At 71.9% G+C, this 12,714-nt stretch carries 11 protein-coding genes; 7 read left to right on the forward strand and 4 right to left on the reverse strand.

Annotated features, from left to right (window positions below; genetic code table 11):
• Positions 1-46 precede the first annotated feature (46 nt).
• From MXD64_RS16345 to MXD64_RS16375, 7 genes are read left to right on the forward strand one after another with little or no spacing between them, the layout of a single operon-like run.
• Positions 47-481, forward strand: a complete 435-nt coding sequence (locus MXD64_RS16345) for a hypothetical protein (RefSeq protein WP_152427103.1) — start codon at positions 47-49, stop codon at positions 479-481.
• Positions 478-1,560 (forward strand): hypothetical protein, encoded by a 1,083-nt coding sequence (locus MXD64_RS16350; RefSeq protein ID WP_263136813.1) that lies wholly within the window; start codon positions 478-480, stop codon positions 1,558-1,560. The genes MXD64_RS16345 and MXD64_RS16350 overlap by 4 nt, the downstream gene beginning before the upstream one ends.
• A gap of 24 nt (positions 1,561-1,584) precedes the next feature.
• Positions 1,585-2,436 (forward strand): phosphoribosyltransferase family protein, encoded by an 852-nt coding sequence (locus tag MXD64_RS16355; protein WP_140448540.1) that lies wholly within the window; start codon positions 1,585-1,587, stop codon positions 2,434-2,436.
• Positions 2,433-2,597, forward strand: coding sequence for a hypothetical protein (locus MXD64_RS16360; protein ID WP_263136814.1), 165 nt, complete (start codon positions 2,433-2,435; stop codon positions 2,595-2,597). Before MXD64_RS16355 ends, MXD64_RS16360 begins: the two co-directional genes overlap by 4 nt.
• A gap of 21 nt (positions 2,598-2,618) precedes the next feature.
• On the forward strand, positions 2,619-4,019 hold the full coding sequence (locus MXD64_RS16365) for a nicotinate phosphoribosyltransferase (protein WP_263136815.1): 1,401 nt from the start codon (positions 2,619-2,621) through the stop codon (positions 4,017-4,019).
• A complete protein-coding gene (locus tag MXD64_RS16370; RefSeq protein ID WP_017885456.1) occupies positions 4,016-4,666 on the forward strand; it encodes an NUDIX domain-containing protein in 651 nt (216 codons plus the stop codon). Before MXD64_RS16365 ends, MXD64_RS16370 begins: the two co-directional genes overlap by 4 nt.
• An 18-nt stretch (positions 4,667-4,684) precedes the next feature.
• Positions 4,685-5,320 carry a pyridoxine/pyridoxamine 5'-phosphate oxidase gene (locus tag MXD64_RS16375; RefSeq protein WP_056071967.1) on the forward strand — a complete coding sequence of 212 codons (636 nt, stop codon included), beginning with the start codon at positions 4,685-4,687 and terminating at the stop codon, positions 5,318-5,320.
• A 30-nt stretch (positions 5,321-5,350) separates the two neighbouring features.
• Here the strand turns inward: MXD64_RS16375 and MXD64_RS16380 are convergent, their stop codons facing one another.
• The 4 genes from MXD64_RS16380 to MXD64_RS16395 all read right to left on the reverse strand — a co-directional run bounded on the left by MXD64_RS16380 (position 5,351) and on the right by MXD64_RS16395 (position 12,697).
• The gene (locus MXD64_RS16380) at positions 5,351-7,762 is read right to left on the reverse strand and encodes a GNAT family N-acetyltransferase (RefSeq protein WP_056071970.1); all 2,412 of its coding nucleotides are present in this window, start codon (positions 7,760-7,762) and stop codon (positions 5,351-5,353) included.
• A complete protein-coding gene (locus MXD64_RS16385) occupies positions 7,759-9,189 on the reverse strand; it encodes a lysine N(6)-hydroxylase/L-ornithine N(5)-oxygenase family protein (protein WP_263136817.1) in 1,431 nt (476 codons plus the stop codon). The genes MXD64_RS16380 and MXD64_RS16385 overlap by 4 nt, the downstream gene beginning before the upstream one ends.
• Positions 9,186-10,610 carry a pyridoxal phosphate-dependent decarboxylase family protein gene (locus tag MXD64_RS16390; protein ID WP_263136818.1) on the reverse strand — a complete coding sequence of 475 codons (1,425 nt, stop codon included), beginning with the start codon at positions 10,608-10,610 and terminating at the stop codon, positions 9,186-9,188. Before MXD64_RS16390 ends, MXD64_RS16385 begins: the two co-directional genes overlap by 4 nt.
• A gap of 95 nt (positions 10,611-10,705) precedes the next feature.
• Positions 10,706-12,697, reverse strand: a complete 1,992-nt coding sequence (locus MXD64_RS16395; protein WP_214563704.1) for a LamG-like jellyroll fold domain-containing protein — start codon at positions 12,695-12,697, stop codon at positions 10,706-10,708.
• Positions 12,698-12,714 lie beyond the last annotated feature (17 nt).

Genomic DNA, 12,714 nt, shown 5'->3' on the forward strand with positions numbered 1-12,714 from the left:
GGTCGCCGAGGACCGTCCGGCGACGCGAGGAGTCGCAACGCGACCGGTGACGCGGCAGTCCCTGCTCGATGACGAGCGGAGCGGTCGCTTCGTCGTGCAGGTCGCCGCCGCCGAGGGACACGGAGACGGCGTCCTGATCACGGAACGACAGCCGCGTCGCCCAGGTCTAATCTCGTTCGCGCCGTCCGGCGTCCGCGTCCTCGAGCTGTCGGCAGCCAACGGGATCTGGGGGGACGTCGTCAGCAGACTGGCTCGGCCGCACTCGGCATGGATGCTCCTCGAGGCGTCGACGGGCGGTGCGAGCTGCACCGTCATCATCGACCCTGACCCGGACGGATGGCGGAGGCGAGCGGTCGAGGCCCTTGGTCGACGCCCGCACCCGGAGATCACCGTCGTCGACTCCCTCGACGCCGTCGCCCGTGCCTGGCGAACCGCCGCCCGCAACCTGCTCGGGCCGACATTGGCATCGACGCCCGGATGACCGAGTACGCGCGAACGGCGCACCGCCAGGGCGAGACGACGCCAGCCATGATCACCGTGAGCTCCGAGCCGTCCGGCTCGGACGGCCGATTTCGCTACTCCGTGACCGTCGTCGTCGACGGTGTCGAGCACGTCGCCGTCGAGGACGACGCCTTCGGGGCCCTGTCGACGGTGCGGATGGAGCTCGAACGACGCGGCTGGCTGCTCGGCGTCGAGGGTGCACGGATCGACGTCTGGCCGAGCGGCATGGCGAGGGACCAGGGCGGGGGCCTTCGCGCCTACCGGCTCCGACGTGGGCGTTCTCCCCGTTCAGCGGACCTGGTCGACGTGTTCGCTCCGGCTGCCGATCACCTGGCGACCGTGGCCGAGCAGCGCCTGGCGGTCGGGGTCGCGCCACTCGATCTTGCTGCCGCATCGTACGAGGACGCCGACGAGGTGGTCTCGGTCTCGGCACCGTGCGACCAGCTCGTCGCCGAACGGAGCCGGCGAGGCGGCCTCCGTGCCGCACTCTTCGGTGGCCGACGCCCCGGCGACGAGCGATGGCAGGTCGTGCGTTCGCTGGTCGGCGATGCACTGCGACCAGACCGATGGGACGAGGCCGAAGCGCTGTCCGACGAACCGGACGGTGTGCGGCTCGTGACGACGGTCGGTGCGGACGAGGACGGTGTGCGGTGGTCGGACCTCGTCGACATTGGGGTCGACGAGGCTGGCGTGGTGCGGGTCCGACGGTTCCGACGCCGCTACACCGGACGGACCCGCGCGCACGTGGAGGTGCTGCTCGACACCCGCGCGCAGGGTCTGCCACCGACACGGTTCCGGCCGGACGAGTTGGCAGCGCTCACCGGGCAGCGGCAGGTCGATGCGCTGCGGCGGCACGTCCAGGGTCTCGGTCTGGTGCCGACACCAGCCATCGATGCAATGTTCTGGACCGACCGCGGCCGTGTCCCGACCGGTCGCGACGAGGACCAGGGGTCGAACACGACGTTCCACGGCTGGGCCGACAAGGCGGCCTACAAGGTGCTCGTCAGCGGTGTCGGGCACCTCCGGATCGTTCAGGAGAAACCGTTCTTGTCACACTGACAAATACCGTGCTACGGTCGAGCCATGGCAGTCGAACTCAGCACCTGGGACGCCCAGGGCAACCAGACGACACCGACGTTCTCCACCATGCGGTTCCCCGCCGGTGAAGCCCACGTCAAGGTCGCGAACGACACCGCCGAGCCGGGGGGCCTCACCGAGATCGCGACCCTGCGCGGCACGAACGGCGACGACCTGATCATGCTCGGCATGTGGGCGGACGCCGTGCGACAGCGCGGTTCGAAGTCCGTCGCGCTCGTCCCTTACCTGCCCGGAGCCCGGCAGGACCGCGGCCTGCCGTTCGGCGCGAAGGTCTACGCCGACATCCTCAACGGCTTCCACGTCGACCAGGTCATCGCGTTCGACCCGCACTCGCCGGTCATCGTCGGCCTGGTCGACAACCTCACCGTCGTCACGAGCGAACAGGTCGTACGAGACGCGGTGGTCGGGGCGTCCGAGCACGGCGGTGGCGACCCGTACAACGGCATCATCGCCCCGGACAAGGGCGCGGTCCCCCGGGCGACCGCGGTCGCCCGGGCATGCGGCCTGCCGGTGTACCGCGCCGAGAAGCACCGCAACCCGGACACCGGCAAGCTCGACGGCTTCACCTGCGAACCTCTGCCGGACACCGGCCGGTTCCTGGTGGTCGACGACATCTGCGACGGTGGCGGCACGTTCATGGGCCTCGCCGGCTCGACGGGACTGCCGAAGGAGCGGCTCAGCCTCTGGGTCTCGCACGGTGTCTTCTCCGGCCGGGCAGCGCAGCTCGCCGACCACTTCGGCGAGATCGTCACCACCGACTCGTACCCCGCGCAGAACGCCATCGACGGCCTGCGCACGATCGCACTCACCCCCTACCTGACGGAGCAGATCCGATGACCCAGACCGCCCCCGCAACCACTACCGGCACCGGCGCCGCCGGCCTCGAACCCCGCATCACCACGGCGAGCCCGATCGCGCCGCTGCTGGCCGTCGACGGCTACAAGCACTCGCACCGGCAGGTCTACCCCGCGGGCACCACCCGGATCCTCATCAACTGAACGAACCGGTCGAACGCGCACATGCCCGAGTCGACGCACGCCGTGGTCTTCGGGCTGCAGGCGTTCATCCAGCGCTCGCTCGTCGAGGCCTGGGCGCCGTTCTTCGCCGCGGACGAGGACGAGGTCGCCCGACTGTTCGAAGAAGCCCTGCAGGGGTACTTCGGCCCGAACCACATCGGCACCGACCACGTCCGCGCCCTGCACCGCCTGGGTTACCTGCCGCTCGAGATCCGTGCCCTGCCCGAGGGCACCCTCGCCCCGATCGGCGTCGCGACCCTGACCGTCGAGAACACGATCGACGAGTTCTTCTGGCTGCCCAACTACATCGAGACAGCCCTGTCCGCATCGATCTGGCACCCGTCCACGGTCGCGACCAAGGCGCTCGCCTACCGCGACCTGATGGAGGACTGGGCAGCGCGCACCGGTGCCGTCCCGGCCGGCATCGACTTCGCCGCGCACGACTTCTCGTTCCGCGGGCAGTCGAGCATCGAGTCGGCTGCGGCGGGCGGGGCGGGCCACCTGCTCTCGTTCCTCGGCACCGACTCGATGCCGTCGCTCGACTTCATCGACCGGTACTACCCGGGCGACAACGGGCTGGTGGCAGCGAGCGTCCCCGCGACCGAGCACAGCGTGATGTGCGTCCGTGGTGCCGACGGGGAGCTCGCGACGTTCGAGCAGATCCTCGACGTCTACCCGACGGGCATCGTGTCGGCGGTCAGCGACGGCTTCGACCTGTTCAAGGTCGTCACCGAGACCCTCCCGGCCCTCAAGGACCGCATCACGGCCCGCGACGGCAAGCTCGTCATCCGACCCGACTCGGGCGACCCGGTCGACATCGTCACCGGCACCGTGCACGGCGTGGACGAGGCCGAGTTGCTCGCCCCCGGGCGCAGCCACGAGGAGAAGGGCGTCGTCGAACTGCTCGACGAGATCTTCGGCCACACCGTGAACGACCAGGGCTTCAAGGTCCTCGATCAGCACATCGGCGTCATCTACGGCGACAGCATCACGCTCGACCGGGCGCAGCGCATCTACGAGCGCCTCGCCGCGAAGGGCTACTCGAGCGACAACATCGTGCTCGGTATCGGGTCGTACACGTACCAGTACATGACGCGCGACAACCTCGGCAGCGCCGTCAAGGCGACCTGGGCACTGGTGGACGGCGAGCCGGTCGACATCCAGAAGGACCCGAAGACGGGCAGCGGCAAGAAGAGCGCGAAGGGCCGCATCGCCCTGCACCGCGACGAGACCGGCGAGATCCGGCAGACCGACCAGGCCACGGCCGAGGACGAGGCGACCAGCCTGCTCCAGCCGGTGTGGATCGACGGACGGTTCACGCGCCTCCAGTCCTTCGCCGACGTCCGGCAGACGCTGCGGGACGAACGTGCGGCCCGCGCTGCCCGCCGGACGACCATCGCGTGACGGCCGCCGGATCGGCGACCCGCGACCAACCGCTCATCGCGATCGACGTCGTCCCGGTGTCGTTCGCGGGGGCGGACGGCCTGCGGGTCGCCACAGCGCGTCGGGCCTACGCCCCGTACGCCGGACTGGAGGCCCTGCCCGGCGTGCTCCTGGACGGCACCGAGATCCTGGCGGACGGTGCGCGGCGCGCGCTGCGCACCAAGACCGGGATCGACGCGGCCGCGGTCCGCCATCTGGCGCAGATCGGCGCGTTCGACGGACCCGACCGCGACCCGCGGAGCGCCGCGATCAGCATCGCGTTCCTGGCGGTCGTCGAGCCGGGCACGGACTCGACGGCGACGTGGCACGCCGCCGCGGACCGCCCCCTCGCGCTGCCCTTCGACCACGACCGGATCGTCGACGCCGCGCTGGAGCACGTGCGACTGCGGTGCTGGTCGGACGTCCCCCTGACGCGTGCGCTGCTCGGATCGCCCTTCACCACGGCGGACGCCCGTCGGCTGCTCACCGCGCTGACCGGCGCGAGCCCGGACCCGGGCAACCTGAACCGGATGCTCCGGACGAACCCGGTGCTCAGCCGTGTCGACGCCCCCGCCGCGGCCGGTCCCCGCGGGGGTCGTCCCCCGGCAGCCTGGACGTGGAGCGCCTGAGCACGGTTGGGTGGAGGCATGTCCTCCTCCCTGTCCGGTGACGACTCCCTGCAGCTGCCCGAGTTCGACGCTCCCCCGGCATCACCCCTCGACCTGGCCCGACAGTGGCTCGATGCCGCCGACGAGCGCGACGTCTCCGAGCCGAGGTCGATGACCCTCGCCACCGCCGGCGCCGACGGTCGGGTGAGCGCCCGGACGGTGGACGTGAAGCGCCTGGACGACCGAGGGCTGGTGTTCGGCACCTCGACCCTGAGCCCGAAGGGACGCCAGCTCGCCGAGAACCCGCACGCAGCGCTGCAGGTCTACTGGCGCGAGACCATGCAGCAGCTGCGGTTCGAGGGCCGGGCGGTGCAGCTCTCCGACGACGAGTCCGACACGCTGTTCGCCGACCGCTCCCCGAAGTCCCGCGCGGCGACCGCGATCGCCGACCAGTCCGACGTGCTCGAACCGCGGACCCTGCAGGACCTGATCGACGACGCGAACGACCTGCTCGACGAGACCGACGACGCCGTGCCGCGGCCGGCCGGCTGGGTGGCTTGGCGACTCGAACCCGACGTCGTCGAGTTCTGGCACGGCAGCCGTGACCGGATGCACCGCCGGCTGCAGTACGTCCTCGCCGACGCTGCGTGGTCGGCCACCCGCCTGCAGCCCTGACGTCTCGCGCATCGCGAGAGCCGGCGCCCCCTACCGCCCGATCGGGTTCGGCATCGCGCCCGCCCGGATGAGCGACGACGACTGGTCGGCCAGGTCCACCATCGACAGGGTGTTCCGCAGCTGCAACCGGTTCAGGCACGAGTGCTCGAACGTCGGCACCCGCAGGTCCAGGGGCCGACGGCGGTCCGGGTGTGCGGCGGCGTGCGCGTCGATGCACTCCCCCGCGACCTGCCAGAACCGGGCCTCCGGCAGCACTCCGTCGTCGTCGAGGATCGCCGCGACGAACCGCAGCACCCCGTCGAACACGTCGGTGAACACCGCGAGAGCCGCTTCGTCGTCGGACACCGGGTGCACGATCCGGTCGATGTCGGCGGGCACCGGGCGGTCGTCGAGCCGGCCGAGCACCGCGGCCTCCTCGCCGATGTCCTTCATCACGGCGCGGACGACGACACCGTCGCGCACGACGAGCACCAGGTTCTCACCGTGCGGCATGAACACCAGGTCGTGCACGGTCAGGCAGTGCACGACGGGCAGCAGGTAGGCGTCGAGCCAGCGTCGGACCCACTCGTCGGCAGGGACTCCCGATGCCTCGATCAGGGCTGACACGACGGCGTTCCCCGCACCGTCTCGGTGCAGCAGTGCCGCCATGGTGAGCAGGTGTTCGCCCTCGGCCAGCTGCGGGACGGGACTCTCCCGCCACAGCGCCGCGAGCATCTTGCGCTGCGGCGAGGACACGTCGACCCGGTGGTACGCGTCGCCGGTGTAGCCGATGGCGGCGTGCTCCCGGAGCACCGAGAACCCGGCCTCGGCGAGCGTCGGGTCGGCGGCGACGATCGACGCGACCCAGTCGTTCACGGCCGGCGTGTTCCGCATGTAGGCGGGCGACATCCCCCGCAGGAACCCCATGTTCTGCACGGCGAGCGCCGTCTTCACGTACGAGCGTGCCGGCTCGGTGCGGTTGAACGCGGTGCGGATGGACTGCTGCGGCTGGTACTCGTCGGGCCCCTCGCCCAGGTCCACCAGGTCCTGCCGCCCCAGGTCGGGCGCGAAGGTCACGGCGATCCGGTGCTGCCACTGCCAGGGGTGCACGGGCAGCCACACGTAGTCGTCGGGGTCGAGCCCGCGGCGCTCCAGGGTGGCCCGGAACCCGGCCACGACCGCTGCCGGGAGCTCCGACTCCCAGTGCGCCTGCTCGGTCCGGTCCGCGGCGAGCGCCAGGTGCGTGTGCTCGCGTCGGGCGGCGAGCCACCGGTACCGGAACCGGCCGCCGGACTCGGGCGCGAACGCCCGGTACTCGTCGAGGCCGAACCCGATCCGCCCGTTGGCGGCGACGAACGCCGGGTGGCCCTCGGTCATCGCCGACTCGACGTCCTGGAACGACGCTACGGCGTCGTCGACGGCCCCGGACGAGACGGTCGAACCGGTCGAACCGACCGAACCGGCCGACCCGGCCCCGCCCCGCCCCCGTGCCAGCTGCCCGGCCGACGGCCCACCCCGTCGGTGCTTCGCCGCAGCACTCGCCAGCGTCGACGCGATCTCCTCCAGGTACGTCCCGAGCAACTCGTCGGGGATCCCGAGCACCTCGTGCAGTTCGAGCACGAGCTCCTGCGCGCTGAGCGGTGCAGACGCCCTCGCACGGGTCCGCGTCAGCGAGGCCTCGTCCATCGACCAGTGCTCGAGCAGGTGCTGCCGTGCCCGGAACCGGTAGGTCGACTCCCCCGTGTCGAGCCGCCACTCGTCCCCGTCCGGCACGGGTGCGATGAGCCGTTCGTGGGTGAACTCCGCGATCGCCTTCGCGACGAGGTGCCGTTCGGCGGGCTCCAGGTGCTCGGGCCGCAGGTGCGCGGCCGGCCCGTCGTCGTCGGGGACGCCGATCCGGTCGGTGTCGAGCACCGACAGCAGCGCCCGCTTGCCGTCGACGTCGACCTGTCGCAGGGCACGGAACCCGACCTCGGCGTTCTTCGCCTGCACGGCGGTGTTCCGCACGTCCGGTTCGACGACGACCCGGCGCGCGCCGAGGGCGTCCCGGCAGTGCTCGACGACGGCACGCATGACCGCGCTCGTCAGGCCGTGCACGCGGCCCTCGGCCGGCACCGGTGCGACGAGCAGGTGCATGCCGACGTCGCCGGGTTCGGCAGCCCACACGTCGGTGAGCAGGACGGCCGAGGGGTCGTAGGTCTCGGCCAGGAAGCACGGTTCGCCGTTCCGGCGGCCGAGCCACGCGGCCTGCGCGGGGTCGGCCTGCACGCCGGCCAGGTAGGTGCGGACGCCGTCCACGTCGAGGTCGCCCATCTCCCACCACGACGACGCGGGGTGGGCGAGCCACGACTGCACGACGGCGGCGTCGCGTTCCGGGTCCACGGGTTCGACGGTCAGGAGGCCCGGCCCGGCTCCTCCGGGCGCGGTCGCGTCCGGCGCCGTGGTGGTCACGGTCGTGCTCATGCGGAGACCTCCGCACGTTCGGTCGCAGGCCGGGCCGGCGCGCGCTCCGCGGCGCCGGGATGGGCGGTGGACGGCTCTGGTGTTGACTGCTCCGAGGCGGGCAGGCCGAACTCCTGGAAGGCGATCCGGGCCTCCAGGCCGTACACGGGGCGACCCGTGACGGACCGGATGATCGACGCGTTCCGCCACGCACCCATGCCGAGGTCGGGCGCGGTCAGGCCGTGCGTGTGCTCCTCGGCGTTCTGCACCCAGATGCGCCCGCCCAGGGTGTCGACGTGGTGGTCGCGGGCGACCGCCAGGCGACCGCGGGAGTCGCGGGCGACCAGGTGCTCGACCGGGTCGAGGAAGCGCGGGACCCGCGGGGTGTACCCGGTGGCGAGGACGAGCTGCTCGACCTCGTGCTCGTACGTCTGGTCGAGCTGCTCGTGGCGGAGTGTCAGCCGGTACGTGCCGCGGTCGGCGAGCCAGGCGGCGTCGACGACGCTCGTCTCGGTCCGGAGCGTCGTCGGGACCGGACCCCGCGCGCTGATCCGGTAGAGCTGGTCGTACAGGTCGTCGACCAGGTCGGCGCTGATGCCCTTGTACAGCCCCCGCTGTTCCCGTCCGAGGCGGTCGCGGACGGCTTCGGGCAGCCCGTGGAAGTGGTCCGTGTACTCCGGGCTCGTCATCTCGAGGGTGAGCTTGGTGTCCTCCATCGGGAAGAACCGGGGCGAGCGCGTGATCCAGTCGAGGCGGTAGCCGTCCTGCCGGATGTCCTCGAGCAGTTCGCGGTAGACCTCGGCGGCGGACTGCCCGCTGCCGACGACGGCGATCGACCCGGCGTCGCGCAGGGCGTCGCGGTTCGGCAGGAACTCGGCGGAGTGGACGGCCGGCCCGCCGATCCCGCGCAAGGGGGCGGGGACGGACGGCTCGGTGCCGATGCCCACGACGACGTGGTGTGCGCGGTACGTCTCGGGACCCTGATCGGTCTCGGCGTGCACCGTGAACGTGTCGGTGTCCGCGTCGTGCTCGACGGCGGTCACCCGGCGGCCCCACCGCAGGGTGTCGAGCCGGTCGGCGGCCCAACGGCAGTAGGCGTCGTACTCGCTGCGCAGGGGGTGGAAGTCCTCGCGGATGTAGAACGGGTACAGGCGTCCGGTCTCCTTGAGCCAGGCGAGGAACGAGAACGGCGACGTCGGGTCGGCCATCGTCACCAGGTCGGCGAGGAACGGCACCTGGATCGTGGCGTCGTCGAGCATCATGCCGTGGTGCCAGGCGAAGCCGTCGGCGGCGTCGAGGAACACCGCGTCGAGGTCGGCGATCGGCTCGGTCAGGCAGGCCAGGCCGAGGTTGAACGGGCCGATGCCGATGCCGACGACGTCGTGCACGGTGTCGGCGGTGCGGTCCGCTGCGCGGTCGGCGGTGCGGTCTGCGCGGTCGGCGGTCATCGGGACGCTCCTTCCGGGGCGGTGGTGGTGGCCCTGACCCGGGCGGCCGTGGCGACGACGTGCTCGAGCGACGCGCGCATCTGTTCCGGGGTGGTCTCGGGGTTGAGCAGCGTGAGCTTGTTGCACGGGCGGCCGTCGATGACCGTCTTGGCGATGAGGACCCGACCCTCGGCGAGCAGCGCCGAGCGGATCGGGGCGACCAGCGCGTCGGCGTCGTCGTCCGTCATGCCGGCGGGCTGCCAGCGGAACAGCACCGTGCTGAGCTGCGTCGGCGCGACGAGCACCATGTCGGGGTGCTCCTCGACGATCCGGTGGGTGGCTGCGGCGAGGTCGATGACGGCGTCGAACGCTGCTCCGATCGCGTCGGCCCCCGTTGCCCGCAGCGTGGCCCAGAGCTTCAGGGCGTCGAACCGGCGGGTGGTCTGCAGGGACTTGTCGACCTGGTTCGGCTCGGCGGCGTCCTCCGGGTTCAGGTAGTCGGCGTACCACGCGGTGCGGCGCAGGTCCTCCGGGCGCTGCACGAGCAGGGCGCTCGACGACACCGGCTGGAAGAACGACTTGTGCAGGTCGGCGGTCACGCTCCTGGCTCGTTCGACGCCGTCGAGCAGGTGGCGGCGCGTCGGCGACACGAGCAGCCCGCAGCCGTACGCGGCATCGACGTGCAGCCAGACGTCCTCCAGGTCGCAGACGTCCGCGATCGGTTCGATCGGGTCGATCACGCCGCGGTCGGTGGTACCGGCCGTGGCGACGACGGCCATCGGTCGCTGCCCGTTGGCCCTGGCTGCAGCGATCGCCTCGGCGAGGGCCGCGGGCACCATCCGGCCGGCGTGGTCGGTCGCGACGGCGACCACGGTCTCGAGCCCGAGCAGCCGGGCGGACTTCGCGATGCTGAAGTGAGTCTCAGCGGTCGTGAACACGGTGCCGCCGGTGCCGAGGGCCTCGCGCGCCAGCAGCAGGGCCTGCAGGTTCGACTGTGAGCCGCCGGAGGTGAAGATGCCGTCCCCCGCGGCGAACCCGATCCGACCGGCAAGCCAGGCGACGACGTGGCGCTCGATCTCGGTGCCGATGCGGGACTGGTCCCACGTGTCGACCGACGGGTTCACGGCGGCCAGGACCGACTCGGCGGCGACCGCGGGCAGCGCGACCGGGCAGTTCAGGTGCGCGAGGTACGCCGGGTCGTGGAACCAGACGGCCTCGCGGACGAACAGCTCGTCGAGTTCGGCGAGCGCGCGGTCCGTCCCGAGGGGTTCGGCGTCGAGGTCGACGTCCTGCACCCGGGCCCGGAGGACGTCCGGGGCGGTGTCGGTGGTCGGACGGTCGGCCGCGGCGAACCGGTCGGCCAGACGGTCCACCGTGGACGTCACGGCGGAGCGGTAGCGCTCGGCGGTGGCGGTGGTCAGGAGTTCGATGGGAGGTGTCACGTTAGGTAAGGCTAACCTCACAAAACGCGTTCACGCCACCCGAACGAGGGGTGTCCTGGTCGGCCGGGCGTGTCAGACGGCCGTCTGTCGGGTCGTCAGGCGTTCATGAACTCGCTCGGCTGCAGCGCCCGGCCGACGATGCGCACGTCACCGATCGACCCGACGAACACGTTGTCGAGCTTGCCGCCGTAGCGGTACCCGCCGAGCAGCCACGGCTTGCCGATCGTGCTCAGACCGCGGTTCGGGGTGGACGGGTTCCGCACGACCGGGCACCCGTCGACGTAGAGCACGGTGTGCGTCCCGTCGTTCACCACGGCCACGTGCCACCATGCTCCGAGCGGCAGCTCGTGCCCCCAGTTCGTCAACGATCCGTCCTGGCTCGTCGGGTACACGCACCACTGCAGTTCGCGGTCCCCCGACAGGCTCAGGGTCACCGCGGGTTCGTCCGGGTCGCCGTCGGCTCCGGTCGCCTTCCCCACCTGGCCGGCGCTCGAGTACTGCGACAGCAGGGCGCTGAACCCGTTCGTGCTCGGGTCGAAGGTGGTCGGCAGCGCGAAGAACGCCTCGACCGTGTACCCGCGAGGGAAGTGGGTGCGGTTGAGCGGCGCCGCCCGGACGGTCTGCAGGTGGTCGCCCCCGGTCTTGCCACCCTGCAGCGCGAGGCTGCCGGCACCCGGCTGGTCGGGGTGGTGCGCGGCGGTCCAGCGCAACGCCCCTGCGACGGCGCCGGTCCGGCGGGCGACCACCAGGTCGTTGCCCTTGCCGCTCTGGTCGCGCACCCGCGTGGTCGGCGCGAGCGCCGCCCCGTCCGGGTTGCCGTCGAACCGCCAGTACGCGAGCGTCCCCGGTACCAGCATGCGTGCCGCCGGCCGGGAGGCCCGTGGTGCGACCGGCGCGAAGCCCGCGAAGCGCGCCTCGAAGTCCACTGCCATGGTGAAGCGGTCGACGTCACCGCTGAGGTTGACCTCCTGGGCGGCGAGCTCGTTCGCCTCGCCGAGCCCGCCGGCGAGCAGGAACGGCGACAGCGTCTCGACGTCGATGACGTTCCGTTCGAGGTCGACGTGGTACAGCCGGATCATGGCCGCCCCGCCGTAGTACCGGTTCTGGTAGTTGGTCAGGTGCAGGGCGACGTCGTGTCCCACCGCGTTCTTCGCCGTCGTGCGGCCCGGCCCCCAGTAGTGGCCGTTGAGCGTCAGGAACACCTGGTCGTGCTTCGTGATGAAGGAGTCCCAGAGCTGCTGCCCGTAGGGGTCGAACGCCGCCCCGCCGTCGGCGTCCGAGTCGACGATGGCGTGCGTCGTGAGGATCACCGGCGAGTGCGGCCGGGCTGCGAGCACGGAGCTGGCCCAGGCGAGGCCGCTCGCGCTCGTCCGCCAGTCGAGGGCCAGGACGACCCACTCGCGGCCGGCCGCGGTGAACCGGTGGGCGGTGTTGTAGCCGTCGGGGCTCGAACCGATCCAGCCCGGGGCCTTCCGGAACCGCTGCGGACCGAACACGTCGAGGTACGGGGTGCGGCCCCGCTGGTCGTCGGTCGACGAGTCGACGTCGTGGTTGCCGGCGAGCACGCTGTAGGGCGCTCCGGCACGGTCGAGCACGTCGAAGACCTCGCCGGACGCGCGCATCTCGGACGCCGCACCGTTCTGGGTCAGGTCACCGAGGTGCACGAGGAACACCGTGTTGTGCCGGGCCTGCTCGCGCACGACGTACTCGAGCGAGGCGCGCATCGGGGCCTGGTCGACCGCGGCACCGTCGAACATGTACTGGGTGTCCGGCATCACCGCGACGGTGAAGCGCGGCGAGGTCGTGTCGGGTCGCCACGGACCGGTGCGCCCACGGGCCACCGCCTGCTGGGCCGCGATGCCGGACCCGCCGAGGGCCGCCGGGGTGACGGCGGGGGCTGCGGTCAGCGCGTCGGCGACGGCCGGGGCGCTGCCGAAACCGTTCGACGCCACGAGGCCTGCGGCGCCGGCCAGTCCGGACCCGACCAGGAAGCCACGGCGGGAGACCGGGATGCGCTTGCTGCGATCGTCGGCGGGGGCTGCTGCACCGTCGTGGGCGGCTTCGTGGTCGTCAGGGCTGTTCTGCACAGCACCGCACCGTACGG

This window comes from Curtobacterium sp. Arg-1 (genome assembly GCF_025643395.1).
GTDB classification, from domain to species: domain Bacteria; phylum Actinomycetota; class Actinomycetes; order Actinomycetales; family Microbacteriaceae; genus Curtobacterium; species Curtobacterium poinsettiae.

Coding starts and splice junctions, on each gene's coding strand:
- MXD64_RS16385 (WP_263136817.1), bottom strand. CDS start 9,189: ATGACCGCCGACCGCGCAGACCGCACCGCCGACCGCGCAGCGGACCGC.
- MXD64_RS16365 (WP_263136815.1), top strand. CDS start 2,619: ATGCCCGAGTCGACGCACGCCGTGGTCTTCGGGCTGCAGGCGTTCATC.
- MXD64_RS16375 (WP_056071967.1), top strand. CDS start 4,685: ATGTCCTCCTCCCTGTCCGGTGACGACTCCCTGCAGCTGCCCGAGTTC.
- MXD64_RS16360 (WP_263136814.1), top strand. CDS start 2,433: ATGACCCAGACCGCCCCCGCAACCACTACCGGCACCGGCGCCGCCGGC.
- MXD64_RS16355 (WP_140448540.1), top strand. CDS start 1,585: ATGGCAGTCGAACTCAGCACCTGGGACGCCCAGGGCAACCAGACGACA.
- MXD64_RS16380 (WP_056071970.1), bottom strand. CDS start 7,762: ATGAGCACGACCGTGACCACCACGGCGCCGGACGCGACCGCGCCCGGA.
- MXD64_RS16350 (WP_263136813.1), top strand. CDS start 478: ATGACCGAGTACGCGCGAACGGCGCACCGCCAGGGCGAGACGACGCCA.